Consider the following 25,200-nt stretch of genomic DNA (forward strand, 5'->3'; position numbering starts at 1 on the left):
CCCCGTCAGAAGTTGATCATGTGGCCGGCCAGGCCATGGATGGCTTCCTGCAGCGCCTCGGACAGGGTCGGGTGGGTATGCACGTTGCGGGTCAGCTCGTTGACGGTCAGATCCCACTTCTGGGCCAGCGTCAGTTCGGGCAGCAGCTCGGAGACGTCGGGCCCGATGAGGTGCCCGCCCAGCAGTTCGCCGTACTTGGTGTCGGCGATCAGCTTCACGAAGCCGACCGGGTCGGCCAGTCCGTGCGCCTTGCCGTTGGCCGTGAACGGGAACTTCGCGACCTTGATGTCGTAACCCTCGTCTTTGGCCTGCTCCTCGGTGAGGCCGAAGCTGGCGACCTGCGGCTGGCAGAAGGTGGCGCGCGGCATCATCCGGTAGTCGCCCAGGGTCAGCGTCTCGGCCCCGGCGATCGTCTCGGCGGCCACCACGCCCTGCGCCTCGGCCACGTGGGCGAGCTGCAACTTGCTGGTCACATCGCCGATGGCGTAGATGTGCGGCACATTGGTCCGCATGTGGTCATCGATGTCGATGGCCTTGCGCTCGGTGAGCGCCACCCCGGTGTTCTCCAGCCCGAAGCCTTCGATGTTGGGCGCAAATCCGATGGCCTGCATCACCTTGTCGGCTTTGAGCTCCTCGGACTTGCCGTCCTTGGACACCGTCACGGTGACCGTGGACCCGTCATCCTCGATGGTCTCGACCTTGGTGCCGGTGAGGATCTTCACGCCCAGCTTCTTGTACTGCTTTTCGATCTCCTTGGAGACCTCGGCGTCCTCGTTGGGCAGTGCGCGCGGCAGGAACTCGACGATGGTGACGTCCACGCCGTAGTTCTTCAGCACGTAGGCGAACTCCATGCCGATGGCTCCGGCGCCGGCGATGATGATCGAGCCGGGCAGATCGCGCGACATGATCTGCTTCTCGTAGGTGACCACGTTCTCCGACAGTGACGTGCCGGGCACCAGACGGGTGGACGACCCGGTCGCGATGATCGCGTTGTCGAAGGTGACCGACTCGGTGCCGCCCTCGTTGAGGTCGACCTCGATGGTGTTGGCGTCGGTGAACTTGCCGTAGCCGTGAATCTCGGTGATCTTGTTCTTCTTCATCAGGAAGTGCACGCCGGCGACGCGGCCGTCGGCCACCTTGCGGCTGCGGTCGAAGGCGGCACCGAAATCGAAGGTGGCCTCCCCGCTGATGCCGAAGGTCTTGGCTTCCTTGTGGAAAATGTGAGCGAGTTCGGCGTTACGCAGGAGCGCCTTGGAGGGGATGCAGCCCACGTTCAGGCAGACGCCGCCCCAGTACTTGGGTTCGACGATCGCGGTGTTCAGGCCGAGTTGGGCAGCGCGAATGGCCGCCACATATCCGCCGGGGCCAGCTCCGAGTACGACGACGTCATAGTGGGTCACGGCTACCACCTTATCGGTGCTCGACGTGGCCCCGTTTGGTGCCCGAGTTTCATAATCGGCCGATCTGGGTAAGGCTAAGCGGGCATTCGGACCAATCCGGACGTTCCGTGGTTTCGAATGCCTAAGGATGTGTCGCGATGCGACCAAGAGGGGGGACCGCCATGCCGAACAAATTGACGCCGCACTTCGAGGACGTCCAGGCCCACTACGACCTGTCTGACGAGTTCTTCCAGCTGTTCCTGGATCCGACGCAGACCTACAGTTGCGCGTACTTCGAGCGTGACGACATGACGCTGGAAGAGGCTCAGCTGGCCAAGATCGACCTGGCGCTGGGCAAGTTGGGACTGCAACCCGGCATGACGCTGCTCGACATCGGCTGCGGCTGGGGGGCCACCATGCGCCGCGCGGTGGAGAAATACGACGTCAACGTCATCGGCCTGACATTGTCGAAGAACCAGGCCGCCCACGTGCAGCGCAGCTTCGACGAGATGGACAGCTCCCGGGACCGTCGGGTGGTGCTGCAGGGCTGGGAGCAGTTCAGCGAACCGGTCGACCGGATCGTCTCCATCGGGGCATTCGAGCATTTCGGTTTCGACCGTTACCCGGACTTCTTCAAGATGGCCCATGACGCGCTGCCCGACGACGGCGTGATGCTGCTGCACACCATCTGTGCGTTCAACCCGGTGCACGCCAAGGAGCACGGCATCCCGGTCACTTTCGAGCTGGCCCGCTTCGTCAAATTCATCATCACCGAGATCTTCCCCGGCGGCCGCCTGCCGTCGGTCGAGATGGTCAAGGAGAAGGCCGCGGAGGGCAATTTCACCCTGACCCGCGAGCAGTCCCTGCAGCCGCACTACGCCAAGACCCTCGACATCTGGGCTGCGGCGCTCGAGCAGCACAAGGACGAGGCCATCGCCATCCAGTCCGAAGAGGTCTACGAGCGCTACATGAAGTACCTCACCGGCTGCGCGCAGACCTTCCGTCTCCGCCAGACCGACGTCGTGCAGTTCACCCTCGCGAAAGGCTGAGCTGCCGGTCGGCGAGCGCCGCGATCAGTTCGGGGTCGTGGCTGACCACGAGCACCACGGCGCCGCCGGACGCGATCTCGCGCAGTAACCTCAGCACCGACGCCGAGGCGATCGGGTCCAGCATCGCGGTCGGTTCATCGCAGAGCACCGTGCTCGCGGACTGCCCGAGCACCCGGGCCAGGCACGCCCGCTGCAACTGCCCGTCGCTGACCTGCCCGGGATAGCGTTGCAGCAGAGACGGATCCAGGCCGACCCGCTCGGCGAGGGCATCGGCGGTGTCCGGTTCACCGCGGATCGCGGCAGGTTCGGCGATGATCCGGCGCAGTGTCCAGCGCGGGTTGCAGACCAGCCGGGGATGCTGGGCCAGCAGTGCGATCGACCCTGCCGGCGCGAGGGGCGATCCTCCGTGACGAACCGTCCCACGGTCCGGAACCTGCAGACCGGCCAGCACCCGCAGCAGCGTGGTCTTGCCGCTGCCCGATGCCCCGGTGACCCCGGTGATCGTCCCCGCGGGCGCGTCCAGGTCGACGCCATCCAGCACGGTCACGCCCCCGAACGACACCGTCACTCCCGCCGCCTGCACGCTCATGCCGGCACCGCCCGCAGCAGCGCCCGCGTGTGGGGATCACCGCTGGCCAGCGCTTCTTCCAGCGGAAACTGTTGCTGTACAACACCCTTGGCCATCACCGCGACATCAGGGCGGACGGCGGCGCGCAGCAGGGACGGCATGTCATGGGTGATGACCAGGACGCCGGCGCCCTCGGCGGCTGCTTGCCCGAGCAGTCGCCAGATGACCGCCGCGTTGTCCGGGTCCAGCGCCGAGGTGGGTTCGTCGGCCAGCAGCAGGCCCGGGCGCCCCGCGACAGCGGCCGCGATGGCGGCACGCTGGGCCATGCCGCCGGACAGTTCGTGCGGGTAGCGGCGCAACGCGTCGACGGGCAGCGCGACGGCGACGCACAGCTGCGCGGGTGTCCGGTCGGCGGCCAGCCGCTCGCAGACCTCGCCGAGCTGGGCGCCGATCGTGCGCACCGGGGTGAACGAGGTGGCTGCCGACTGCGGCACCACTCCTACCCGACTGCCCCGCAGCAGCCGCCAGGCCGGCTCATCGTCATGACGGATATCGTTGCCGCCCAGTATTATTCGCCCGGACACCCGCGCCCCGGGCGGTATCAGACCGCTCAGCGCGGCGGCCACCAGCGACTTGCCGCAGCCCGATTCGCCGACCAGCGCGGTGACCCGCCCGGCGGGCACGTCCAGATCCACCCCGTCGAGCACCCGCACCGTCGCCGTGCCGCGGCGCCGGACCGCGATGTCCACCGTCAAGCCTTCGAGCCTGTTCACCAGACCTGCCCCACCGGTGGGCGGTGGCGCTCGCGCACCAGGGTGCCGACGGCCGCGAACGCGAGCGCGGTCACGATGAGCGCCGCCGAGGGGACCGCCAGCGTCCACCACGCGCCGGTCAGTACATCGCCGCGGGCCTCGCTGAGCAGCGTGCCGAGGCTGGCCCGGTCCGGGGAGAGCCCGACGCCGAGGAACGACAGGGTCGATTCGTGCCACACCGCGTGCGGCAGCAGCATGACCATGGCGACCAGCGCCTGGCCGGTCACCGCGGGCAGCAGATGGTTGCGGGCGACGAACCAGCGGGAGGCCCCGGCCAGCCGCGAGGTCTGGATCCAGCCCGCGTCGCTGACCGCCAGCAGTTCCGCGCGGACCACCCGCGCCACCGCGGGCCAGTGCGTGAGCGCGATCGAGGCGATGATCGCCAGCGGCGCACCCCGCCACATGGCGGCGATCACGATGCCGACCACCAGGTGCGGCAGCGCGTTGAACCCGTCGACCAGGCGCATCACCACGGCGTCGACCCAGCCGCCCCGCAGCGCGGCGGCCACCCCGATGGCCAGGCCCAGCGCGGTGGCCACCACCGCGCAGACCACGGCGATCAACAGCGAGACCCGCAGTCCCTCCGCGGTGCGGACCATCAGGTCATAACCGGAATGGTCGGTACCCGCGAGATGCCCGGCGCCCGGTGCCCGCAGCGCCGCCGAGAAATCGGCGACCTGTTCCCCGGCCACCAACGGGATACCGACGGCGGCCGCCGCAATGACCGCGAGCACGATCCATGGCCATTTCATGCGACCACCTCGCAAGCTCGGGTCTCGCATGCCCATCCATCGATTCGCTCGCAAGCTTCGCTCATGCCGCGATCCTCACCCTCGGGTCGATGGCCACCGCAGCGGCGTCCGACAGTGCCGAACCGGCCAGCACCGCGAGTGCGGCACCCACGGTCAGCGCTGCGAGCAGCGGGAAGTCCAGGGCGGCAGCGGATTCGACCAGAACCGCGGCCATGCCGGGCCAACCGAAGACGGTCTCGACGATGGCCGCGCCGGCGATCAGCTCGGGCAGCCGGGTACCCAGCAGCGCCAGCGTCGGCAGCACCGACACCGGCGCGACGTGGCCGCGCAGCAGCGCCCAGCCGTGCACCCCGCGGGCCCGCGCCCCCCGCACGGCATCGGACTGGGTGCTCGCCATCACCGCGCTGCGGGTGGTCAGCAGCAGCCACGGGATCTGGGACACCGTCAGCGCCATCCAGGGCAGGACGGCGTGCCGCAGCACCCCGGTGACGGTGTAGTCCGCACCCGGCGCCACCGCGCCGGAGGCCGGCAACCAGCGCAGCCCGACCGCGACCACCAGCACCAGTCCCAGCGACACCACGAAGGGCGGCACCGCCGCGAACACCACCGCGGTGCCGGTGCACACCCGGTCGATGACGCCGCCGCTGCGCATCCCGGCGATACAGCCCGCCACGATCGCCACCACCGCGGCGGTCAGCAGCGCGGCACCCGAGAGCAGCAACGTGAACGGCATCCGTTCGGCCAGCACGGTGGCCACCGGTTGGGATTGCGTGGACGACCAGCCCAGGTCGCCGTGTGCCAGCCCGCCCGCCCACTGCCACCACGCGCGCCACCACGGCATATCGGTCTCGTAGGCGGCCCGCATCGCCGCCCGCTGGGACTCGGTGGCGAACTGGTAGTTGGAGCCCAGGTAAGCGGCCAGCGGGTCGAACGGCGACAGCGAGGCGACCCAGAACATGGCGGCCGAGATCGCGAGGGTCAGCGGGATCGCGACGGCGGCGCGGATTCCGAGGAGCCTCAGCGGCGGGCTGGGGGCACCTCCCGCTTGCGGGGGAGAGCGCAGCGACCCGGGGGGTTTCACCGCGTCCATGCTGCGAGATCCCACCACGGCCCCCAGCCGACCCCGTGCGAATGCGGTTCCAGGATGGGCGCGCTCTGGTGCCAGCCCAGATCGCGATAGCCGTAGGCGTGGTCGAGGAAGACCAAAAACACCTGCGACGGTTCGGCGGCGTAGACCGCTTGGATCTCGCGGTACAACTCGTCCTTGGCCGCTCCGGACGGGGACAGCCGCGCCCGGTTCAGCAGATCGTCGAGCCCGGCAGCGGTGAAATTTCCGGGGTTCGAGTACAGCGACGAGCCCGGTACCCGGGTGTGCAGGGTGTCCTGGACCTGCGAGTCGATGCTGTAGGGCGTCGCGCCGCCACCGAGCAGCACCGCGGCGTCACCGAAACGGGTGTCGATCTCGTCCCAGCTGCTGCCGCGCGGCCGGATGTCGATCCCGAGCGGTTTCATCGCCGCGGCGAAGGCCACCGAGATATCGCGCCGCAGGGTGTCCTGCGCGTTGTACAGCAGTTCGAAAGTGGCTCGCGCGCCGTCCTTTTCCCGGACCTGATCGCCCGCGGTGCGCCAGCCGGCGGCGTCGAGCAGCGCCTGGGCCCGCCCCAGGTCGAAGCGGTATGCCGCGTCCGCGTTGTACGCGTCGCCGTAGACGGCGGCCACCGGCGTGCTCGCGACCCGGCCGTAGCCGGCGAGCACGTCGCGGACCAGTGCGTCGCGGTCCACACCGATGTTCATCGCCAGGCGCGCCGTCGGGTCCGCCGTGAACGGGTTGCCTGCGGGCAGTGCCACTCCCCGCCAGTCCGCCGATGCCACGCCGACGGTCTGGATGCCGTCGCGTTTGATGGAGTCGATGAGCCGCGGCGGCAGGCTGGTGCCGTCGGCCGAGCCGGCGACCATCGCCTGCGCCCGGGCGTTGTCATCGGGGGTGTAGGTGTAGACGACGCGTTTGATCTGGGCGGGTTCGCCCCAGTAGTCGTCGCGGGCCACCATGACGGCCTGATCCGGACGCAGGCTTTCCAGCCGGTACGGGCCGGTGCCGACCGGTTCGGTGTTGACCGCCCAGTCAGCGGCCGGCTTGGCCTCCACCTTCTCCGACGGCAGGATGCCCAGCAGCAGGTAGGGCCGCGGGTCGGCCGCGGTGTCCAGTTCGACGGTGACGGCGTCGGGGCCGTCGGCGCTGACGCGCACGATCGGGGCGACGGTGGTCGCGATCTGGGAGGCGACGGCCGGATCGCGCACCGCGTCGTAGGTGGCGACGATGTCGGCGGAGTCCAGTGCGCTGCCGTCGGAGAAGGTGACGCCGGACCGCAACGGCAGTCGCCAGGTGTTGGGTCCGGACGGTTGCGGGAGTTCGGCCGCCAGTGCCGGGACGAGGTCGGGCAGCAAGGTGTCGGTGGTCGCGGCCGGACGGTAGAGCCCGTCATAGATCGGGGAGACACCGGTCTCCGCATAGCCGTCGACGGGGTTGTAGCCGCCGAGTTCGTACCCGTCGGAGAGCACGATCTGGTCGGCGCGGGCATCGTCGGACGGCGCGGAGCAGCCCGCCAGCAGCCCGACGGCCAGCGCGACGGCTGGGAACTTCATGTGTCTATCTGAACACATGAAGTGAAGAAGTTCAGCCCAAGCGGGTCGGGATCTGACACGCCGCCGAGGCTGCATCGGAGGCCTCGGCCACGATGCGGGTGCCCTCGTGCTCGGGCCGAGCGCCGGCCTCGTACTGGGCCCCGGTGATCGGGGCCGGCAGACCGGCGGTCTCCTCGTCGGTGAAGACCCGTCCGCGGCTCAGAAAGCGCATACCTTCCGGGGACTCCAGACTGAACCCGCCGCCGCGGCCCGGGACGACGTCGATCACCAACTGGGTGTGTTTCCAGGCTTCGAACTGCGGGCCGGAGATCCAGACCGGAACTCCGTCGCCGACGTCGAGCACGGCCAACAGGATGTCGCGGTCACCGACGATGAAGTCACCGTCCGGGTAACACATCGGCGAGGATCCGTCGCAACACCCGCCGGACTGATGAAACATCAAGGCCCCGTGCCGGTTCTGCAGCGTACGCAGCAGGTCCGCGGCGGCCGCGGTGATCAGGGCTCGGCTGGTCATGTGCCCAGGCTACGCGCACGGTAAGAATTACTTCATGAGTTCTATCGACCCCCCCGTCGCTTCGCTCGCCCCGGGAGACCCGCACCTCTGGCTCGAAGACGTCACCGGCGACGACGCATTGGACTGGGTGCGCCGGCACAATGAGCCGACCCTGGCCGACCTCGGTGACGCCGAGTTCGAGGCCATGCGCACCGAGGCGCTGCAGGTGCTCGACACCGACGCCCGCATCCCGTACGTGCGCCGCCGCGGCGAGTACCTCTACAACTTCTGGCGCGACGAGACCAACCCGCGCGGTCTGTGGCAGCGGACCTCGCTGGAGAGCTACCGGACCGACAGCCCCGAGTGGGATGTGGTCATCGATGTCGACGCGCTGGCCGCCGCCGATGGCGAGAACTGGGTGTGGGCCGGCGCCGATGTCATCGAACCCGATCATGCGCTGGCGCTGATCAGCCTGTCCCGCGGTGGCGCGGACGCCGTGGTGGTGCGGGAATTCGACATGCGCACACGCGAATTCGTGAGCGATGGATTCGAACTGCCCGAAGCGAAGACCCAGATCACCTGGGAGGACGCGAACACCGTGCTGGTCGGCACCGACTTCGGCCCGGGTTCGCTGACCGACTCCGGTTATGCCCGGCTGGTCAAACGCTGGCGGCGCGGGGACGCCCTGGCCGACGCGGCGACCGTCTATGCCGGGGAGCAGGCCGATGTCATCGTCGCGGCCTCGGTGGACCGCACCCCCGGTTTCGAGCGCACCATGATCAGCCGCGCGGTCGACTTCTTCAACGACGAGATCTACGAACTGCGAGACGAGGAACTACTGCGCGTCGACGCACCCACCGACGCCAGCGTCTCGGTGCATCACGACTGGCTACTCATCGAGTTGCGCACCGACTGGGACGGCTATGCCGCCGGATCCCTACTCGCGGCCAGCTACACCGAATTCCTCTCGGGTACAAAGAACCTCGCCGTGGTGTTCGAGCCGGACGCCCGTACCAGCCTGCATCAGTATTCGTGGACCCGCGACAGGCTCGTCGTGGTCACGCTCGCCGATGTCGCCAGCCACGTGCAGATCTTCACCCCCGGCGACTGGACGGCCGCCGACCTGCCCGGGGTACCCCCCAACACCAACACGGTGATCGCCGCCGCGGACTCGCACGGCGACGAGATCTTCCTGGACTCAAGTGGTTTCGTCACCCCGTCACAGCTGCTGCACGGCACGCCGGAAGGCCCGGTCACCCAGATCAAGCAGGCGCCGGGGTTCTTCGACGCGGCGGATATCGAGGTGTCCCAGCATTTCGCCACCTCGGCCGACGGCACCCGGATCCCGTACTTCGTGGTCGGCAGGCCGGGGGCCACCGGGCCGACCCTGCTGGGCGGTTACGGCGGGTTCGAGGTGTCGCGCACGCCGGGATACGACGGTGTGCTCGGCCGGCTGTGGCTGGCCCGTGGCGGCACCTACGTGCTGGCCAACATCCGCGGCGGCGGCGAGTACGGGCCGGGCTGGCACACCCAGGCAATGCGCGAGGGTCGTCACCTGGTGGACGAGGATTTCGCGGCGGTGGCAAGGGATCTGGTGGGGCGCGGGGTGACCACGGTGGCACGCCTGGGCGCTCAGGGCGGCTCCAACGGCGGGCTGCTGATGGGCATCATGCTGACCCGCTACCCGGACCTGTTCGGCGCATTGGTGTGCAGTGTGCCGTTGCTGGACATGAAACGGTTCCACCTGCTGCTGGCCGGCGCGTCCTGGGTGGCCGAGTACGGCAACCCCGATGATCCTGAAGACTGGGCATTCATCTCGAAATACTCTCCGTACCAGAACATTTCGGCCGACCGCAGCTATCCGCCCATCCTGATCACCACCTCGACCCGTGATGACCGGGTGCACCCGGGGCACGCCCGCAAGATGGCCGCGGCCCTCGAGGAGGCCGGGCACCCGGTGAGCTACTACGAGAACATCGAGGGCGGACACGGTGGCGCGGCCGACAATTCGCAGGCCGCATTCCGGGCGGCGCTGATCTACCGCTACCTGTGGCGGACCATCGGCGGTTAGTCCGCCTGGTCCGCGCGGACGAGAGCGTCGCTGTACTCGGTGAGGTCGAGTTCCTCGGCGGTCACCGTCTTGGTGCCGTTGTAGACGTCGCGGTCGATCTCGTCGTCGGCGTTGGCGACCAGCATCGCCACGAAGGTGTCCCCGTTGACGTTGAGGAAGGTGCGGAAGATCCCGGCGAACCAGTCGACGGCGATCAGCAGGCCGACGGCCTCGAACGGCAGTCCCAGTGAGGTGGCCAGGAACATCGCGACGACCGGAAAGCCGCCGGGCACGGTGATGGTGCCCATGTTCAGCAGGATCGCCAGCGCCATACCGAGGGCGATCTGACCGAAGCTGAGGTTGATATCGCCCGCCTGGGCCAGGAACATCACCACGATCATGTAGTTCAGGACGGCGCCGTAGGAACCCATCGTGAGCCCGATGGACAGGGTGAAGTTGGCGACCTTCTGGCTGACCCCCACCTTCTCGACGGCATTGCGCAGCACCGTCGGGAAGGTCACCGCCGAACTGGTGGTGGTGATGGCGATGGCGGTCTGCTCGGCGAGTTTCTCCGGCAGCTTCAACGGGCTGAGCCGGGTGCGGACCGTCACGACCAGGACGAACAGCGCGAAGAGGATGAGCACGCCGAGCAGTGTGGTGCCCAGATACTTCAGTGCCGTGGTGACCACCGAGAAGCCCACATCCCCGGCGAGGGCGGCGAGCAGGCAGAAGACACCGATCGGCGCGATGTACATCACCAGCCGGATCATGGTCAGCACGATCTGCTGGATCTGGTCGATGAAGCCGAGCACCGAATCGTCGCCGCTCTTGTTGATGTGGCTGCGCAGCGCGATACCGAACAGCAGCGAGAAGACGATGATCGGGACCATCGTGGCGGTCGACATCGCGTTGAAGATGTTGGTCGAGACGAAGTTGAGCAGCGTCTCCTGCCAGCCCAGCGCCTCCCCCGCGGACTCCTGCAGCGCGGGGTCGAGTTCCTGGGTGAAGACCATGCCCGCGCCGGGCTGGATCACCGTGCTGAGCAGCCAAGCCAACACGGCGGCGACGAAGGAGAAGCCCAGCATCCACTTGAAGGTGCGGAAGGCGATCCGGCCGGTACCCGCGCCCGTCATCGACGCGGTGGCCACGATCACCGAGGCCACCACCAACGGCACGATCGACATCTGGATGAGCCGGATGAACATGTCTCCGACGAACTTCAGATTGGCGGCCCACTCGCCGACGAGTAGCCCGAACGCGATGCCGCCGACTGCAGCGATGCCGATCTGCACCGCGGGACTGGAAAGTGTCTTCATCGCCACGAACGTAGTTCGGGCGCGATACCCCCAGGTGTCAGTGCCATTTCCCCCCGGTTACCCGGACAGCACGCCCCGGCCGGCGATGATCGGCAGATCGAGGAACGTCTTGATGCCCGACTCGGCCGCACACACCGGGGCGATGGCGTGCACCGCGTGCATCGCGGTGCCCAGACAGCTCTGCTCGGTCTCGTCCTCACCGCGCACGGCGATGGCCGATCGCAGTTCCATCGACGGGTTGCCCTCGACGGTGACGTGCCAGCCCCGGCCGGTCGGCCAGTCCGGCGCCTGATCGTCACCGAGGCGGGTGATGTGCTCGATGGTCATGGCCCGGCGCCCGTTGACCACAGCTGTGTAGGAGAAACGTTGTGCGGAAACGGTTCCCGCCTCGATGCGACCGGCCTTGACATCGAACGGTGCATCGGTGACGGCGACCTGGCGGTCGAAGAGGAAGTCGTCGATGGTGGCACCGAGTCCGTCGGCGAGCAGCATCAGGGGGGCGCGGAACGTCATCCCGGCCAGCAGCGGGTCGGCCATCGGGACCGGTTCGTCGGGACGCCTGCCGAAACCCAGCACATCGAACATCATCTCGGCGCTGTCGTAGGTGCTGTAGTCCAGTAGCTCCTGCACCAGCAGGGTGTCGATGCGGCCGAAAAGACCGGACATGGTCAGCGGCAGAACCTCTGCGGCCCAACCCGGTTCGATACCGGTGCCGTGAAATGAGGACCTGCCGATGGCGCAGGCTTCGGTCAGCCGGTCCAGCACGCGGCGGCCCATGGCCGCGGGGTAGATCAGTGCGGTGACGGCGGTGGAGATCACGTTCTTGCCCGACGCCAGCAGTCGGCAGATGTCGCTGACGGCGCCGAGCGGGTTCATCTCGCCCTGCGGCATGTAGAGCACACAGTCGGCGTGGGTGGCCACGATCTCGTCGGCATCATCGGTGGCCGTGATCCCGATATCGCCGATCCCGCAGATCTCGCCGATATCGCGGCCGGCCTTGGCCGCGTGGTGGACGTAGGCGCCGACGAGTTGCAGGTCGGGGTGCCGGTGCACGGCCGCGGCAGCCTGCCGGCCGACGGATCCGGTGGCCCATTGGATGACGCGCAGCATCGTGGCGACGCTACTGTAACCACGACGGTAATTTGTCCGATCGCCGCAACGCCTGCGCCGCTATGCTGACGCCGATGTCCGGATTCTCGACGTTCAAACGCTATCTCGTCATCCAGGCGATGACGCTGGTGTGCGGCATCGTCGGGCCGATCTTCCTGTTCACCTACTTCGGCGCCCAACCGGACACCACCATCCGATGGATGTACTGGGCCGGGCTGTTCATCACGGCGGCCGATGTGCTCATCGCGCTGGCCATCACCTCGGCCACCACGAAAGCCGAACGGGCACCGCTGGATGCCAAGGCCGCGCAGGCCGTCGAGAAACTTCGCAACCGCATGAACAACGCCGAATAGCCGCCACCCTCCGCGTACGCTCCCCCCATGAGCCGGCTATCGAGCGTGGACGCAGCATTCTGGTTCGCCGAAACCGAGGGCTGGCACATGCACATCGGGGCGTGCGCGATATGCGACCCGACCGATGCACCCGACTTCAGCTTCGACCGGGTCCGCGAACTCGTCGCCAGCCGGTTACCCGAACTCCCCCAACTGCGCTGGCGCGTGACGGGTGCCCCGATGGGGATGGACCGGCCGTGGTTCGTCGAGGACGACGATCTCGACATCGACTTCCACATCCGGCGGATCGCGGTACCGGCGCCGGGCGGCCGCAAGGAGTTCGACGAACTGGCCGGCCGGCTCATGTCCTACAAACTCGACCGATCCAAACCGCTGTGGGAACTCTGGTGGATCGAGGGCCTCAAGGGCGGCCGCGTCGCGATCATCACCAAGATGCACCACGCCGTCGTCGACGGTGTCTCCGGCGCCGGACTCACCGAGATTCTGTTCGACGTGACCCGCGAGCCGCGCCCACCGGCCGTCGACGTCGACCGCTCTCTCGTCGGCGTCGGCCTGCCGCGGCCCGAGGTGCGCTTCGTCAACGGGCTGATCAATCTCGGCGTCAAGACGCCCTACCGGATCGCACGCCTCATCGAGCAGACGGTGCGCCAACAGATCGCGGTGCGCGGCATCGTCAACAAGCCTCCGCGCTATTTCGACGGGCCGACAGTGCGTTTCAACGCACCCATCTCACCGCACCGCCAGGTGGCCGGAGCGCGGGTGCCACTTGAGCGGGTCAAGGCGGTGAAAGAGGCGTTCGGCGTCAAGCTCAACGATGTCGTGCTCGCCTTGGTATCCGGTGCCATGCGCGACTACCTCAAGGAGCGCAACGAGTTGCCGGAGCAGTCACTGGTCTCTCAGGTGCCGGTGTCCACCCGCTCGGAGTCCGACAACGGGGTGGGCAACCAGGTGTCGGCCATGACGGTCGTGCTCGCCAGCGACATCGCCGACCCCGCCAGACGCATCAAGGCGATCTACGCCTACACCCAGGGCGCCAAGGAGATGGCCAAGGCACTCACCGCGAACCAGATCATGGGGTACACCGAGACCACGCCGCCCGGCCTGCTCGCGTTGGCCTCGCGCGCCTACGCGGCCAGCGGGATCGGTAGCTCGATCGCGCCGATGAACGTGGTGATCAGCAATGTGCCCGGCCCGGATTTCCCGCTGTATCTCGGCGGCGCGAAGGTCGAGAGCCTGATGCCGCTGGGGCCGCTGCTCTTCGACGTGGCGCTCAACGTCACCTGCTTCAGCTACTGCGGTTCGGTCGATTTCGGTTTCATCACCACCCCCGAAGTGGCTGCCGACATCTACAAGATGGCCGATCTGATCGAACCCGCGCTCTTCGATCTGGAGGTGGCCGCCGGACTGGCGCAGCCCACCGGCGGCAAGCGGGTACCGCCGCGCGGCCGTCGCTGAACTCCTCAGCGTTTACGGGTGACGGGGACGTCTTCCTGACGTGATCCGCCCAGCCCGCTGAGCAGCGACACGATCACCCCGATGATCACCATGCCGCCGCCGACGGTCAGGGTGAGGTTCAGCCACATGTGCATGCTGTCGACGGCGTGATCGACCATCACATCGGCGATGGCGTGGATGTTGCCTGCGGTCCGGTTCAGCGCGTCGTCGACGTGGCCGCGGCCGATCTCGATACCGGCCCAGCCGGCCGCACCGACGAGCAGCGCCGAAACCCCCAGCGCGGCAAACATTCTGCCGCGCCTACGGGATGCCGTGAGGGTCAGCAGGGCGAACACGACGGCCAGCACCGCCACCCCGACGCTGACCCACGGGCCCCACAGCGCGACAGGACGCAACTGGCCCGGCCGCAGACCGCCTGATTCGTTCTCGGTCACCGGAACCTGCAGGCTCGTCGGCACCTGCACGCCGAAACCATCAAGGGTCTGCCGGATCGAACTGTCGGCCAGCATCGGCGACAGATCCACCACCCACTGACCCTGCGCGTCGTTGGTGAACAACCAGCGGTGCGCCACCCGGTTGACGGCGGCGAACTGGCCGGGGAAGACCGGGCTGGCGGTGTAGGAATTGGCGGCCGCCTCCAACAGGGTGGCCTGCACCCCGGAGGCGCCGGTGGCGGCGGACACCTGGGCGGTCAGCTCAGCGGCCATCGGCTGCTGCAGCGCCGGGTTGCGTGCCGCGCCGGCCGCCAGATCGGAGTACCCGTCCACGCTGACGACATTGTGTTGCGTCCACAGCGCGGGGACGCTGAGCGCCAGCAGCGCGGTGGTGACCAGCCAGAGCAGGAGCGCCAGCAGCGAACGCATGGCACCCCTCTCCGTGTCAGTCCGAAAGCGCGCGTCCCACGATCAGCGGATCGGGATGGCCGATCACCTCGTAGTCCTTGTTGTCGTAGTCGAACTTACTCAGCACGTGGCGCATCGCGTTGATCCGGGCGCGTTTCTTGTCGTTGCTCTTCACCACGGTCCACGGCGCGGTCTCGGTATCGGTCCAGGCGAACATGTCTTCCTTCGCCGCGGTGTAGCCGTCCCATTTGTCCAGCGACGCCAGGTCGGTGGGCGAGAGTTTCCACTGCCGGACCGGATCGACCTGGCGGATGGTGAAGCGGGTGCGCTGTTCGTTCTGGGTCACCGAGAACCACAGCTTGGTGAGGCTGATGCCGTCGTTGACCAGCATCTGTTCGAACAGCGGCGCCTGCCGGATGAACTCGGCGTGCTGCTTGGGGCTGCAGTAGCCCATGACCCGCTCGACACCGGCCCGGTTGTACCAGGACCGGTCGAACAGGACGATCTCACCGGCGGCGGGCAGGTGCTGGACGTAACGCTGGAAATACCACTGGGTGCGTTCCTTCTCGGTCGGCTTCTCCAGTGCGACCACCCGGGCGCCGCGCGGGTTGAGGTGTTCCATGAACCGCTTGATGGTGCCGCCCTTGCCCGCGGCGTCCCGGCCCTCGAAGACGATGACGTGCCGCAGGCCGTTGGCCTGGCTCCACTTCTGCAGTTTGAGCAACTCGATCTGCAGCAGGCGCTTCTGCTCTTCGTACTCGATGCGCTTCATCCGCTCGTCGTACGGGTAGTTCTCCCGCCAGGTGTCGACGACGTCGCCGCCGGGCATCAACAGCAGTTCGGGATCGTCGTCGTCATCGTCGCGGACGGCGTAGCCGGAAACATCGAGAGTCACCGGGCGAAGCTATCCACCCGGACGTACGAGACGGTGACGTCCGGGTGAACAGCAGGTGGTCTACTTTGCTTCGCGCTTGGGCCGCGACAGCGCCATCTTGGTCATCATCTTGTTCATCCGGGCCAGCGCCTTGAGCGAGTTGTTGTAGTAGTTGCCGCCGGCGCCGACGCTCAGTCGCGGCACCACCACGGTCTCCTGCCGGCAGTACTTGCGCACACCGTCGACGCCGCCGAAGCGGGCACCGATCCCGGAGGTCTTCCAGCCCCCCATCGGGGCGGTGGTGCACATCAGATTGGAGATCACGTCGTTGACGTTGACGGCACCGCAGTCCAGTTGCAGCGCAATGTCCTTGGCGCGCTCGACATTCTTGGAGAACACCGCCGCGCTCAGCCCGTAGGGGCTGTCGTTGGCCAGCCGCACGGCCTCACCGACGGAGGACACCTTCATGATGGGCAGGGTTGGACCGAAGGTCTCCTCGGTCATACAGGCCATCGAGTGGTCGACGTCGACCAGGACGGTGGGCGGGTAGAAGCTGCCCGCGCCCTCGGAGCGCTTGCCGCCGGTCAGCGCTCTGGCGCCCTTGGCCAGGGCGTCATCGACGTGCTTGGCGGTGACCGCCACCTGGGACTCGTCGATCAGTGCGCCGAAGTCGTAGCCCTCGCCCGACCCCACCTTCAGGTTCTGCACGGCCTTGACCACCGCGGCGACGAACTGGTCGTAGACCTGCTCCAGCACGTAGACCCGCTCGACGGACACGCAGGTCTGGCCCGCATTGAACATCGCGCCCCACACCGCGGCGTTGGCGGCGAGTTCCACGTCGGCGTCGTCGAGCACGATCATCGGATCCTTGCCGCCCAGCTCCAGGCTGACCGGGGTGAGCCGGCGCGCGGCACGCTCCATCACCTTCACGCCGGTGGCCGAGGATCCGGTGAACTGGATGTAGTCGGAGTTGTCGATGACGGCCTCGGACACCTCGCGCGCGCCCTGGGCCAGCGCCAGCACCTCGGGAGCGCCGGAATCCAGCCAGCCGCGCAGCAGCACCTCGGCGGTCAGCGGGGTGCGCTCGGACGGCTTGAGCAGCACCGCGGCACCGGCGGCGAGCGCGCCGATGGCGTCCATCATCGCGTTGGCGACGGGGTAGTTCCACGGCGCGATGATCCCGACGACCGCGCGCGGCCGGTAGTGCACGGCGATCTTCTTGATGGACAGGAACGGCAGCGGGGCCGGGCGGCTGTCCGGCGCCATCGCCTTCTCGACCGTCTTGATGTAGTACGACAGGATCATGATCAGCAGCGGCACTTCCTGTGCCGCGTCGGTGGCCGATTTGCCGGTTTCGGCGATCAGCAACCGCTCGATCTCATCGCGGTTGTCGCCCAGCCAGACGGCGTAGCGGGCGAGCACCTTGGCGCGGCCCTTCGCCCCGCGGGCCTCCCATTCGCGTTGCGCTTCGCGCAGGCCGGCAGCGATCTGCGGGACGTCGGCGGGGTTGGTCCAGCGCACCTCGCCGGCCACCGCGCCGGTGGCGGGATTCAGGATGGTCGACACGTCGGAACGGTCTGCTGTGGCAGTCATAGGGCCATGTTAAACCCGGGCTGTGACGTAGCTCGCACCGGGGTTGACACCTGTCAAGTCGAGGCCAGGGTGCCTTTGACGTACTGGGCCTGGCCGAGGTGCTGCGCCGCGTCGTCCACGATGCTGACCAGCCGGGCAGCGGCCGTCACCGGCGGGTCCCAGTTGTCATCGACGACGCGCTCCAACTCGGCGTCGTCGACGGACGCGATGTACTCCAGCGTCACCTTGTGCACCGCGTGGGCGTACCCGGCCAGCAGGTCAGCAGGGGCCCGGACCTTGGCGACCTCGGCGGGGGTGTGCCCGTAACCCATGTCGTTGCCCGGCAGGTCCAGCCCGAAGCGTTCCCGCCACCCGTCCCGGATCCACACCTGCTCGGTGCCGGCGATATCGGCGAGCTGCACATCGTGCTGCCGGGCGCTGTGCCAGATCAGCCACGCGACGCTGTTCGCACCGGCCACCGGCTGCCACCACGACACCTCATCGGTGAGCCCTTCGGTGAGCGCGTCGACATGCTCGACGAGTCTGGTGAAGGAGTCCCGGAGCAGTTCCTTGGCTGCATCACTCATGGCCGCCAAGATACTCACTGCGCCGCGAATGCGTATTGGACATCGTCGGTGACGCTGCCGCGACACCCGGCGCCGAAGGTCGCCACCCGTTGGCCGGACACCGTGCGCAACGGTGCCGCGGTCCCGTCGGGCTTGAGGGTTTCCACGACCTCGGCGACACCGGTGCCACCGGCAGCGCAGGGCTCACTCACCCCGGCGGTTCGGCGGCCGAACCCGTTGCCGTCGAACTGAAGCACCGAGAAGTCCTCGGGCGCTTTGCTGTTCACCGATGTGGTGACGCATCTGGTCTCGGTGCGCAGACAATGCGTGGCCACCTGATGGTTCGCCACCTGCGCGGCACCCGGCCGTCCACGCGGCGTGCGCGTCAGCGTGTATGCGCCGGTGAAGCCCGCCGCCGCGGAGGCGATGCGGGCCGGTTGCTTCGCCGGGTCGGGGACCGGGACACCGCCAAGGGTGTCCTCGCTCCTGGTCATGATCGGCCGGTGCACTTCGATGTACGGGCAATCGCCGGCGCCCACCAGCGTCACCGTCGGCGTCAACGTGCCCGCGGCATCGACCGCGATGTCCCAGATCGACCACCCGGGCGCGCTGTAGGTCACCCCGTCCGCGCCCGTGCAGGACGGACCGCTCTCCACGCTCCACACCATCGTCCAGTGTCCGTCGGCGTAATCGGCGACGCGCACGGCCGCCAGCGGGGTCTGCGGTTTCGCCGGGTCGGGGATGCCGCCGCCGGTGGCGACGCACCCGTCGTCATCGCACGCGGTGCGGAAGGCCCAGCCGTTCTTCTCGCGCCGCAGATCGTCAACGGCGACTCCGTTGCGGGTCCCCGAGCCGGTCCACTCGATCACGTAGAGGCCATCCAGCGTGACCGTCGGCGGCGTGAACGCGGGTGTCGGACGGCTCGTCGTCTCACCGACCGTCGTACTCGGCGCGCTCGCACCGTCCTGCGCGGGTGCGCACCCCGCGAGCACCACCACCGCGGATACCGCTGCCATCAGGGCTGATCCGTTCACGACGCCCATCAAACCACGTTAGGACGATCGTTCTAGGGCGTTTCAGGCAGCGGCGGCGGTGTCATTGTCGGTGCTGTTGTCCGCCGGGCTGTCGGTGTCGGTGTCGGTGTCCGTGTCGGTGTCGGCGGTGGGTTCCGTCTCGTCGGACTGCTCGTCCGCCCCGGTATCGGTCTCGGCCAGGTCGGTGTTGTCTTCGTCGTCGACGGTGATCTCTTCCTCGTCGGCCGGGATCTCGTCGACGACGACCTGCTCCTCGTCCTCGGAATCCACCAATTCTTGGTCGTCAGAGAAGGTTTCGTTCCCGGTCTCGTCGTCCTGCTCATCGATCACCCCGCCGGTCGTGGCAGGCCCCGGGTCGGACGGCGCAACGGGATCGACGGACTCCACAGGCACGTCCACGGTGACCACGGTGGGATCGCCACCGGGTACGTCCGACACCCGAGCGGTCGCCAGGACAGACCCCGACTCATCAGCCGCCGCCGTGGCGAACGGCGTCGGTGTGACCGGCGCGGGTAGCAGCGCATCGAGTAGATCGCCCCACCCGTCCACCAGGTCGTCGTACACGTTCTGCACGCCGGCTCCGATGGGGTCCGGCAGGAGGACGAGCGAAGCGACCAGGTTTCTGGCCACAATTCCTAGCAGCCCCGTATTCGGGTCCAGCACATTGCGCATCAAAGTGCTGAGCAGACCCGGGATCTCGCTGGGGTTCCGGATCGCCGATTCCAGCGCCGCCTCTACTTCGTAGGCCTGGTACCCGAGCCAGGTGAGCGCCTCGGCGACCAGATTGGTCGGTGTGTTGATCAGGTACCGGGTCGCCAGCAGCACACTGCCGATGGTCGTCGCGTTGAAAGCATCGATCGCCCCCTTACCCGGGAACGGGTTCGGCAGTCCCGCGAACAGGGAGTTGACGGAGTTGATCGTCCCTTCGATCGCGTCCATTGCCCAGTCGCCGATAGGAGCGGGCAGGACATACGCGATGTAGTAGATGCCGGTGGCGACGCGGTATGGATAGGCGCTGAGTCCCGAATTGGTGCTCAGGTACAGCTGAGCCAGATAGCTGAGAACGTTGTCTGCCAGGTCCGGATCTTGTATCGACGTCACCAACGCGTTGATCGCGTTGTATGGCACCGACGTGACGGCCAGGAGCGGCGATCGGATCGCTTCGGAAACTCCGTTCACCGCGACCCCGGCGTTGTAGAGCACATCCGTCACGAACGACACCGGCAGCACCGCCTCGCTGCTGATCGCCGGCGCGGCCTCTTGTATGGGCGGCACCCACACCGGAGCCGCGGCCGTGACGAGCCCGGCGGCCAAAACCGCCGACATCAATTTTGTGTGTGCACGAACAGTAATAGTCATGTCATTCCCCCGAATGTGACTGTGCCGACCCCCTGTCGGCGCGCACAGACTAAGTAGCGACGTGACGCGGCGCTGTGAGTATTTCGCTACTCGACTTCGTTACTGCGCCGCCCCGTGGAAGACCGCCTCCACGTTGTTGCCGTCCGGGTCCCGGACGAACGCCCCGAAGTAGCCGGGGTGATATTCGGGCCACAGCCGCGGGGCGTGCAACGACTCCGCGCCCAGTTCCACCGCGGCGTCGTAGAACGCCTGCACCGCGTCGGTGTCGGCCGCCTGGAACGCGAAATGCGTCTCACGGTTCGGACCCGTCGCCTCCCCGGCGTTCAGATCGGCGATCCAGAAGTCCGGTTTGCCGTCGACGCCGTAGCCGATGGCGACCTGGTAATCCATCTGCCGGGTGAACCCCAGTACGCCGAGGACCTTGTCGTAGAAGGCCTTCGACCGCTCCCAATCCGCACAGTTGATTCCGAAGTGATCTATCACACGGTCACCGTACATTCGGGGTATGACATATGAGCTCGTCATTCGGGGCGGCACCATCGTCGACGGACTCGGCGGCGATCCGTACATCGGGGACGTCGCGATATCCGGCGGGTTGATCGCCGCGGTGGGCACCGTCGACACCGACGGCGACCGCGAGATCGACGCCACCGGCCGGCTCGTCACGCCCGGCTTCGTGGACCTGCACACCCACTACGACGGACAGGCCATCTGGAGTGACCGCATGACACCCTCCTCGGCGCACGGCGTGACGACCGCCGTGATGGGCAACTGCGGCGTCGGCTTCGCACCGTGCCGGCCCGAGGATCACGACACGCTCGTCGACGTGATGGCCGGTGTCGAGGACATCCCGGGTGTGGTGATGGTCGACGGCCTGCCATGGACCTGGGAGACCTTCCCCGAGTTCCTCGACGCCCTCGACAGCCGCCGCCGGGACATCGATGTCGCCGCGTTCCTGCCGCACTCCCCGCTGCGGGTGTACGTCATGGGCCGGCGCGGCGTCGACCGCGAGTTGCCCACCGCCGAAGACCTCGCACTGATGCGCAAGCTCGCCGAGGAGGCCGTCCGCGCGGGCGCTGTCGGGTTCGCATCGTCGCGACTGACATTGCACAAAACCGCGGGCGGACAGCCGATTCCGAGTTACGAGGCCGAATACGCCGAGATCGAGGCCATCGCCCGTGGCGTCGACGACGCCGGCGGCGGGCTGCTGCAGTTCGTGCCCGATCTGATGGCCGGTGACTACGAGGGCGCGCTGAAGGCGGTGTTCGACGTGGCCTCCGAGGTGGGCGTGCCCGTCACCTTCACCCTGGCCATCGGCAATGCCGGCCCGCCGATCCATCTCGATGCGCTGCGGATGGTGGAGAAGGCCAACGCGGACGGCGGCGACGTGACGGGCCAGATCTTCCCGCGGCCGATCGGGCTGGTGCTCGGTCTGGATCTGTCCGGCAACCCCTTCGTCATGTACCCGTCCTACCGGGAGATCGCCGACCTGCCGCTCGCCGAGCGGGTCGCCGAGATGCGCAAACCCGAAGTCCGCGAACGTATTCTGACCGACGCACCGGCCAGCGACGGGCATCCGCTGATGTTCGCCGCCCAGGCCTGGGACTACATGTACCCGCTCGGCGACCCACCGAATTATGAACCCGCGGCCGAGGATTCGATCGGCGCGCGCGCCCGTGCCCGCGACGTCAGCCCGTTGGAGGAAGCGTACGACCGTCTGCTCGACGACGACGGTCACGCCATGCTGTTGGTCACGCTGGCCAATTTCCGGGACCACTCACTGGACACCGTGGCCGAGCTTATCCAGCGCGATGACGTCGTGCTGGGACTCGGCGACGGTGGTGCGCACTACGGGATGATCTGTGACGCAAGCTTTCCCACCTACATGCTGACGCACTGGGTGCGGGACCGACCGTCGGGGCGACTGCCCCTGGCCCGGGTGATCAAGGAGCTGACCTCGGTGCCGGCACGGATCGTCGGGATGGCGGACCGCGGACAGCTGACCGCCGGCTACAAGGCCGACCTCAACATCATCGACGCGGCCGCCATGCGGCTGCACCAGCCGACGGTGAAGGCCGACCTGCCCGCCGGGGGACGCCGACTCGATCAGCGTGCCGACGGCTATGTCGCCACGATCGTGTCCGGGCAGATCATTGCCGAGAACGGGGTGCCCACCGAGGCCCGGCCGGGCCGGCTGGTGCGCGGGCGCCAGGCAGCGCCGACCTCATGAGCCGGGTCGCACCGCTGCCTCCCCCGTGGAGTGACGAGGACACCGCCGGCATCTCCAGCTGGGGCCATCCCGACCGCACGTATGAACCGTTGCTGCTGGTGCGGGTGCTGCAGCGTCACCCCGCGCTGGCCGCCAAGCTGCGCAAGCTCGGCGAGGCGCTCTACGTCGACGCGCTGCTGCCGCCGCGGGTGCGCACCATCGCGATCCTGCGGATCTGCGCGCTGGTCGGCTGCGGTTACGAGTGGGGCGGCCAAGCGGCGTTCTGGGGTCCGATCGCCGGGGTGTCCGATGCCGAGTGCGACGCGCTGGTCACCGGCACGCCGGTCGAGTGGTCGGCCGATGAGCGCGTGCTGATCGCGGCCGTCGACGAGCTCGAAGGATCGGGCTCGTGGTCGACAGCAACCTGGAAAGCACTGGGAGACAGCCTCTCCGAGGAACAGCGCTTGGAGCTGCTGATCGCCGTGGGGTGGTATCGGACCATCTGCACCCTGTGCAACGGGCTGGATCTGCCCGTCGAGGGCTGGATGCGGCCCTGGCCGTCAGCCGGCTGAGGCGGCGGGCTTCAGCGCGGGATGCTGCTTGGCCAGCACGGGCAGCAGCAGCCGCTTCGGGATCAGCTGGAAGAGCCGGGTGGACACCTGGTTTGCCAGGCCCGGGATGACGCTGCCACGGTCGGCGGCCAGCGCGTCGATCCCGGCCTTGGCCACCTGACGGGCGGGCACCCACATGAATTTCGGGAATGCGTCCGCGAATTCGCGCTCGTCCATCCCGGCGGCCGCGATGAACTCGGTGCGCACCGGGCCGGGGTTAAGCGTCGCCACGGTGACGCCGGTGCCGGCCAGCTCGGCCCGCAGTCCGTCGGTGTAGGAGCGCACGAACGCCTTGGTCGCCGCGTAGGCGGCCTGTCCGGGGAAGGGCTGGAATCCGGCGGTGGAGCCGACGTTGAGGATGGCACCGCGACCACGCGGGACCATCAGCTGCACGGCGCGCGTCGTCAGGTCGATGACGGCCTCCACGTTCACCCGGATCTGGGCGATCTCTTGGGCCACGTCCGCGTCCTTGACCGCGCCCATGGTGCCGATACCGGCGTTGTTGACCAGGATGTCGGCTTGCAGTCCGCGTCGCTCGACCTCGTCGAACAGGCCGGCGCGGGCGTCGGGATCGGACACGTCGCAGGCGATGACCTCGACACGTACCGATCCGGACAGTTCGGCGGCCAGCTCGCGCAGCTTGTCCTCACGCCGCGCGACCAGGGTGACCCCGTATCCGCGGGAGACGAGTTCACGGGCGATATCGGCGCCGATCCCCGCGGAGGCTCCGGTGATGACGGCGGTGCTGGCGGGTGACGGAGCGGGAAGCGGCATACTTCACACAATTGCACGACACCCTTCGCTATTCCTGGCGCGCCGTATTCTCGCGTCATGAGCGTCAAGGTGGATCTGGACAAGCTGGCCGAAACCCTGGTCGACTTCCCCTTCGGCTACCTGATCACCGTCGGGGATGATTTCCGTGCGCACACGGTGGCGGTGACGCCGGTCTTCGAAGACGGCGCGTTCGTCATCGGACCACTCGGCGGCACCACCCGGCGCAACGCCGGCGCGCACGAGGCCGTCACGGTGCTGTGGCCGCCCCGGGAACCGACGGGCTATTCGCTGATCGTCGACGGGACCGCCGAGGTCACCGAGGCCGGCGTGCGCCTGACGCCGAGTCGCGCGGTGTTGCACCGCAGCGCCATCCAGCCCGGCGAGGGTACCGATCCCGGCGGTCTGCACGATTGTGTTCCGCTGAAAAGCTGATCAGGTTGCCGACTGTGGGCCATATGTACGCAGATTTCGACGACAGCGTGCACAGGGCCCACGGTCGGCATCACACCGGGCACCCCTTCGCCCGCAATCTGCCACGGACGCGCTCCAGGACCATCTGCGGCCGCGACATCATCTCCGCGCTCACCCGCACCACCGACCAGCCGGCGTCTTCGAGCAGGGCGATACGGTCGATATCCCACGAGCGCTGACGCCGGTCGTTCCAATGCTGCACACCGTCGTATTCGACGGCGACCTTCCACTCACGCCACCCCATGTCGACCCGGATGTGCAGCTCCGGAAACTCGATCTGGGTTTCCGGACGCGGCAGACCGTCCCGGACCAGTAGCAGTCGCAGCCTGCTTTCCGGAAGCGATTCGGCCCCGCCGTCGACCAGTGTCAATACGGATCGGAGCGTCGCCACGCCGCGAGCGCCCGGATGTGCGGCGGCCACCCGTGCGATAGCCTCCGCCGTCAATCCGGTGGCGTTCATGAGCGCGTCGAGGAGCGGCACTGCGAGGTTCGCGTCCCCGTACCGCCGCCCCAGGTCGAAAGCCGTGCGCGCCGGCGTCGTGCATTCGATGCCCCGCACCGAGCACAGCTCTCCATCGGCGAGAGTCCAGGTGTGCACGATCATGCCCGGTGGCGCATGCCGGTCAGTTCGAATGATCTCGGCGGGCGCAGCCGGGTTCAGCCATTTGGTACCGAGCACGGCGGCCGCGGAGACCCCGGCGAGGGGTGCATTCGTGGCCAACCAGGCGGCCTCGGCACGGATCAGCGGGGTGAGTGGCACATCGCGCGGAATGTAGATGTCGCGGTGGAGGGCGACATGGTCGCGTACCAGCCCGCGACGGGTCACTCGGCCGGAGCGGACGGCGGTACTGCCAATGAAAGGTTCCATAGCGGAACCGTCAGAAAAGCCACCGACGAATGTGGGCCTC

The 25,200-nt window shown here is 67.9% G+C and carries 25 protein-coding genes; 7 read left to right on the forward strand and 18 right to left on the reverse strand.

Annotation, left to right across the window (positions count from 1 at the left end; genetic code table 11):
• Positions 1–5 precede the first annotated feature (5 nt).
• Positions 6–1,400: a dihydrolipoyl dehydrogenase gene (lpdA, locus tag ASE48_RS26440; RefSeq protein WP_057170154.1), complete on the reverse strand. Its 1,395-nt coding sequence runs from the start codon at positions 1,398–1,400 to the stop codon at positions 6–8.
• 161 nt (positions 1,401–1,561) lie between these two features.
• Between lpdA and ASE48_RS26445 the strand changes: the two genes are divergently transcribed.
• Entirely contained in the window at positions 1,562–2,428 is an 867-nt protein-coding gene (locus ASE48_RS26445) for a cyclopropane mycolic acid synthase family methyltransferase (RefSeq protein WP_057170155.1), read from the forward strand.
• Here ASE48_RS26445 and ASE48_RS26450 read toward each other — a convergent pair.
• The 6 genes from ASE48_RS26450 to ASE48_RS26475 all read right to left on the reverse strand — a co-directional run bounded on the left by ASE48_RS26450 (position 2,409) and on the right by ASE48_RS26475 (position 7,717).
• Positions 2,409–3,017 (reverse strand): ABC transporter ATP-binding protein, encoded by a 609-nt coding sequence (locus ASE48_RS26450; protein WP_057170156.1) that lies wholly within the window; start codon positions 3,015–3,017, stop codon positions 2,409–2,411. The two genes, ASE48_RS26445 and ASE48_RS26450, sit on opposite strands and share 20 nt — an antisense overlap.
• A complete protein-coding gene (locus tag ASE48_RS26455; RefSeq protein ID WP_442928768.1) occupies positions 3,014–3,769 on the reverse strand; it encodes an ATP-binding cassette domain-containing protein in 756 nt (251 codons plus the stop codon). Before ASE48_RS26455 ends, ASE48_RS26450 begins: the two co-directional genes overlap by 4 nt.
• Positions 3,766–4,560: an ABC transporter permease gene (locus tag ASE48_RS26460; RefSeq protein WP_235571554.1), complete on the reverse strand. Its 795-nt coding sequence runs from the start codon at positions 4,558–4,560 to the stop codon at positions 3,766–3,768. Before ASE48_RS26460 ends, ASE48_RS26455 begins: the two co-directional genes overlap by 4 nt.
• A gap of 61 nt (positions 4,561–4,621) precedes the next feature.
• Positions 4,622–5,650: an ABC transporter permease gene (locus ASE48_RS26465; RefSeq protein ID WP_082614442.1), complete on the reverse strand. Its 1,029-nt coding sequence runs from the start codon at positions 5,648–5,650 to the stop codon at positions 4,622–4,624.
• Positions 5,638–7,203 (reverse strand): ABC transporter substrate-binding protein, encoded by a 1,566-nt coding sequence (locus ASE48_RS26470; RefSeq protein WP_082614443.1) that lies wholly within the window; start codon positions 7,201–7,203, stop codon positions 5,638–5,640. Before ASE48_RS26470 ends, ASE48_RS26465 begins: the two co-directional genes overlap by 13 nt.
• Positions 7,204–7,234: 31 nt before the next feature.
• Positions 7,235–7,717, reverse strand: coding sequence for a DUF779 domain-containing protein (locus ASE48_RS26475; protein ID WP_057170158.1), 483 nt, complete (start codon positions 7,715–7,717; stop codon positions 7,235–7,237).
• 34 nt (positions 7,718–7,751) lie between these two features.
• Here ASE48_RS26475 and ASE48_RS26480 point away from each other — a divergent pair, with 34 nt between their 5' ends.
• Positions 7,752–9,767 (forward strand): prolyl oligopeptidase family serine peptidase, encoded by a 2,016-nt coding sequence (locus tag ASE48_RS26480; protein WP_057170159.1) that lies wholly within the window; start codon positions 7,752–7,754, stop codon positions 9,765–9,767.
• Here the strand turns inward: ASE48_RS26480 and ASE48_RS26485 are convergent.
• Both ASE48_RS26485 and ASE48_RS26490 read right to left on the reverse strand, forming a co-directional pair.
• Entirely contained in the window at positions 9,764–11,062 is a 1,299-nt protein-coding gene (locus ASE48_RS26485) for a dicarboxylate/amino acid:cation symporter (RefSeq protein ID WP_057170679.1), read from the reverse strand. The two genes, ASE48_RS26480 and ASE48_RS26485, sit on opposite strands and share 4 nt — an antisense overlap.
• Positions 11,063–11,119: 57 nt before the next feature.
• Positions 11,120–12,172 carry an NAD(P)H-dependent amine dehydrogenase family protein gene (locus tag ASE48_RS26490; protein ID WP_057170160.1) on the reverse strand — a complete coding sequence of 351 codons (1,053 nt, stop codon included), beginning with the start codon at positions 12,170–12,172 and terminating at the stop codon, positions 11,120–11,122.
• A 74-nt stretch (positions 12,173–12,246) separates the two neighbouring features.
• On the opposite strand from ASE48_RS26490, the gene ASE48_RS26495 reads away from it, so the two are divergent.
• Together ASE48_RS26495 and ASE48_RS26500 are read left to right on the forward strand one after the other, a co-directional pair.
• Entirely contained in the window at positions 12,247–12,525 is a 279-nt protein-coding gene (locus ASE48_RS26495; RefSeq protein ID WP_057170680.1) for a hypothetical protein, read from the forward strand.
• Positions 12,526–12,552: 27 nt separating this feature from the next.
• Entirely contained in the window at positions 12,553–13,980 is a 1,428-nt protein-coding gene (locus ASE48_RS26500) for a WS/DGAT/MGAT family O-acyltransferase (protein WP_057170161.1), read from the forward strand.
• Positions 13,981–13,985: 5 nt separating this feature from the next.
• Here the strand turns inward: ASE48_RS26500 and ASE48_RS26505 are convergent, their stop codons facing one another.
• The 7 genes from ASE48_RS26505 to ASE48_RS26535 all read right to left on the reverse strand — a co-directional run bounded on the left by ASE48_RS26505 (position 13,986) and on the right by ASE48_RS26535 (position 20,710).
• Positions 13,986–14,843: a hypothetical protein gene (locus tag ASE48_RS26505; RefSeq protein WP_057170162.1), complete on the reverse strand. Its 858-nt coding sequence runs from the start codon at positions 14,841–14,843 to the stop codon at positions 13,986–13,988.
• A gap of 16 nt (positions 14,844–14,859) precedes the next feature.
• Complete coding sequence (gene ppk2, locus ASE48_RS26510) at positions 14,860–15,717, reverse strand: polyphosphate kinase 2 (protein WP_057170163.1); 858 nt, start codon at positions 15,715–15,717, stop codon at positions 14,860–14,862.
• Positions 15,718–15,777: 60 nt separating this feature from the next.
• Positions 15,778–17,289 carry an aldehyde dehydrogenase family protein gene (locus ASE48_RS26515; protein ID WP_057170164.1) on the reverse strand — a complete coding sequence of 504 codons (1,512 nt, stop codon included), beginning with the start codon at positions 17,287–17,289 and terminating at the stop codon, positions 15,778–15,780.
• A 53-nt stretch (positions 17,290–17,342) separates the two neighbouring features.
• Positions 17,343–17,864, reverse strand: coding sequence for a mycothiol transferase (locus ASE48_RS26520; protein WP_057170681.1), 522 nt, complete (start codon positions 17,862–17,864; stop codon positions 17,343–17,345).
• A gap of 5 nt (positions 17,865–17,869) precedes the next feature.
• Complete coding sequence (locus ASE48_RS26525) at positions 17,870–18,877, reverse strand: hypothetical protein (RefSeq protein ID WP_057170165.1); 1,008 nt, start codon at positions 18,875–18,877, stop codon at positions 17,870–17,872.
• Positions 18,878–18,910: 33 nt separating this feature from the next.
• Positions 18,911–20,194, reverse strand: coding sequence for a hypothetical protein (locus ASE48_RS26530; RefSeq protein ID WP_057170166.1), 1,284 nt, complete (start codon positions 20,192–20,194; stop codon positions 18,911–18,913).
• A gap of 132 nt (positions 20,195–20,326) precedes the next feature.
• Positions 20,327–20,710: a VOC family protein gene (locus tag ASE48_RS26535; RefSeq protein WP_057170682.1), complete on the reverse strand. Its 384-nt coding sequence runs from the start codon at positions 20,708–20,710 to the stop codon at positions 20,327–20,329.
• A gap of 22 nt (positions 20,711–20,732) precedes the next feature.
• Here ASE48_RS26535 and ASE48_RS26540 point away from each other — a divergent pair, with 22 nt between their 5' ends.
• Complete coding sequence (locus tag ASE48_RS26540; RefSeq protein WP_057170167.1) at positions 20,733–22,457, forward strand: N-acyl-D-amino-acid deacylase family protein; 1,725 nt, start codon at positions 20,733–20,735, stop codon at positions 22,455–22,457.
• Entirely contained in the window at positions 22,454–23,008 is a 555-nt protein-coding gene (locus ASE48_RS26545) for a carboxymuconolactone decarboxylase family protein (RefSeq protein WP_057170168.1), read from the forward strand. The genes ASE48_RS26540 and ASE48_RS26545 overlap by 4 nt, the downstream gene beginning before the upstream one ends.
• Here ASE48_RS26545 and ASE48_RS26550 read toward each other — a convergent pair.
• Positions 22,997–23,821: an SDR family NAD(P)-dependent oxidoreductase gene (locus tag ASE48_RS26550; protein ID WP_057170169.1), complete on the reverse strand. Its 825-nt coding sequence runs from the start codon at positions 23,819–23,821 to the stop codon at positions 22,997–22,999. The genes ASE48_RS26545 and ASE48_RS26550 overlap by 12 nt on opposite strands.
• 57 nt (positions 23,822–23,878) lie before the next feature.
• On the opposite strand from ASE48_RS26550, the gene ASE48_RS26555 reads away from it, so the two are divergent.
• Positions 23,879–24,253 carry a hypothetical protein gene (locus ASE48_RS26555; RefSeq protein WP_057170170.1) on the forward strand — a complete coding sequence of 125 codons (375 nt, stop codon included), beginning with the start codon at positions 23,879–23,881 and terminating at the stop codon, positions 24,251–24,253.
• Positions 24,254–24,323: 70 nt separating this feature from the next.
• On the opposite strand, the gene ASE48_RS26560 is transcribed toward ASE48_RS26555, so the two are convergent.
• Positions 24,324–25,160, reverse strand: coding sequence for an endonuclease domain-containing protein (locus tag ASE48_RS26560; protein ID WP_057170171.1), 837 nt, complete (start codon positions 25,158–25,160; stop codon positions 24,324–24,326).
• Positions 25,161–25,200 lie beyond the last annotated feature (40 nt).

This window comes from Mycobacterium sp. Root265, from assembly GCF_001428895.1.
Classification (GTDB): domain Bacteria; phylum Actinomycetota; class Actinomycetes; order Mycobacteriales; family Mycobacteriaceae; genus Mycobacterium.

What these genes read in the sequence shown, in the direction of transcription:
- ASE48_RS26445 (WP_057170155.1), top strand. Translation starts at nt 1,562, where the DNA reads ATGCCGAACAAATTGACGCCGCACTTCGAGGACGTCCAGGCCCACTAC.
- ASE48_RS26450 (WP_057170156.1), bottom strand. Translation starts at nt 3,017, where the DNA reads ATGAGCGTGCAGGCGGCGGGAGTGACGGTGTCGTTCGGGGGCGTGACC.
- ASE48_RS26460 (WP_235571554.1), bottom strand. Translation starts at nt 4,560, where the DNA reads ATGAAATGGCCATGGATCGTGCTCGCGGTCATTGCGGCGGCCGCCGTC.
- ASE48_RS26465 (WP_082614442.1), bottom strand. Translation starts at nt 5,650, where the DNA reads ATGGACGCGGTGAAACCCCCCGGGTCGCTGCGCTCTCCCCCGCAAGCG.
- ASE48_RS26470 (WP_082614443.1), bottom strand. Translation starts at nt 7,203, where the DNA reads ATGAAGTTCCCAGCCGTCGCGCTGGCCGTCGGGCTGCTGGCGGGCTGC.
- ASE48_RS26475 (WP_057170158.1), bottom strand. Translation starts at nt 7,717, where the DNA reads ATGACCAGCCGAGCCCTGATCACCGCGGCCGCCGCGGACCTGCTGCGT.
- ASE48_RS26480 (WP_057170159.1), top strand. Translation starts at nt 7,752, where the DNA reads ATGAGTTCTATCGACCCCCCCGTCGCTTCGCTCGCCCCGGGAGACCCG.
- ASE48_RS26485 (WP_057170679.1), bottom strand. Translation starts at nt 11,062, where the DNA reads ATGAAGACACTTTCCAGTCCCGCGGTGCAGATCGGCATCGCTGCAGTC.
- ASE48_RS26490 (WP_057170160.1), bottom strand. Translation starts at nt 12,172, where the DNA reads ATGCTGCGCGTCATCCAATGGGCCACCGGATCCGTCGGCCGGCAGGCT.
- ASE48_RS26495 (WP_057170680.1), top strand. Translation starts at nt 12,247, where the DNA reads ATGTCCGGATTCTCGACGTTCAAACGCTATCTCGTCATCCAGGCGATG.
- ASE48_RS26500 (WP_057170161.1), top strand. Translation starts at nt 12,553, where the DNA reads ATGAGCCGGCTATCGAGCGTGGACGCAGCATTCTGGTTCGCCGAAACC.
- ASE48_RS26505 (WP_057170162.1), bottom strand. Translation starts at nt 14,843, where the DNA reads ATGCGTTCGCTGCTGGCGCTCCTGCTCTGGCTGGTCACCACCGCGCTG.
- ASE48_RS26515 (WP_057170164.1), bottom strand. Translation starts at nt 17,289, where the DNA reads ATGACTGCCACAGCAGACCGTTCCGACGTGTCGACCATCCTGAATCCC.
- ASE48_RS26525 (WP_057170165.1), bottom strand. Translation starts at nt 18,877, where the DNA reads ATGGGCGTCGTGAACGGATCAGCCCTGATGGCAGCGGTATCCGCGGTG.
- ASE48_RS26530 (WP_057170166.1), bottom strand. Translation starts at nt 20,194, where the DNA reads ATGTCGGCGGTTTTGGCCGCCGGGCTCGTCACGGCCGCGGCTCCGGTG.
- ASE48_RS26540 (WP_057170167.1), top strand. Translation starts at nt 20,733, where the DNA reads ATGACATATGAGCTCGTCATTCGGGGCGGCACCATCGTCGACGGACTC.
- ASE48_RS26545 (WP_057170168.1), top strand. Translation starts at nt 22,454, where the DNA reads ATGAGCCGGGTCGCACCGCTGCCTCCCCCGTGGAGTGACGAGGACACC.
- ASE48_RS26550 (WP_057170169.1), bottom strand. Translation starts at nt 23,821, where the DNA reads ATGCCGCTTCCCGCTCCGTCACCCGCCAGCACCGCCGTCATCACCGGA.
- ASE48_RS26555 (WP_057170170.1), top strand. Translation starts at nt 23,879, where the DNA reads ATGAGCGTCAAGGTGGATCTGGACAAGCTGGCCGAAACCCTGGTCGAC.
- ASE48_RS26560 (WP_057170171.1), bottom strand. Translation starts at nt 25,160, where the DNA reads ATGGAACCTTTCATTGGCAGTACCGCCGTCCGCTCCGGCCGAGTGACC.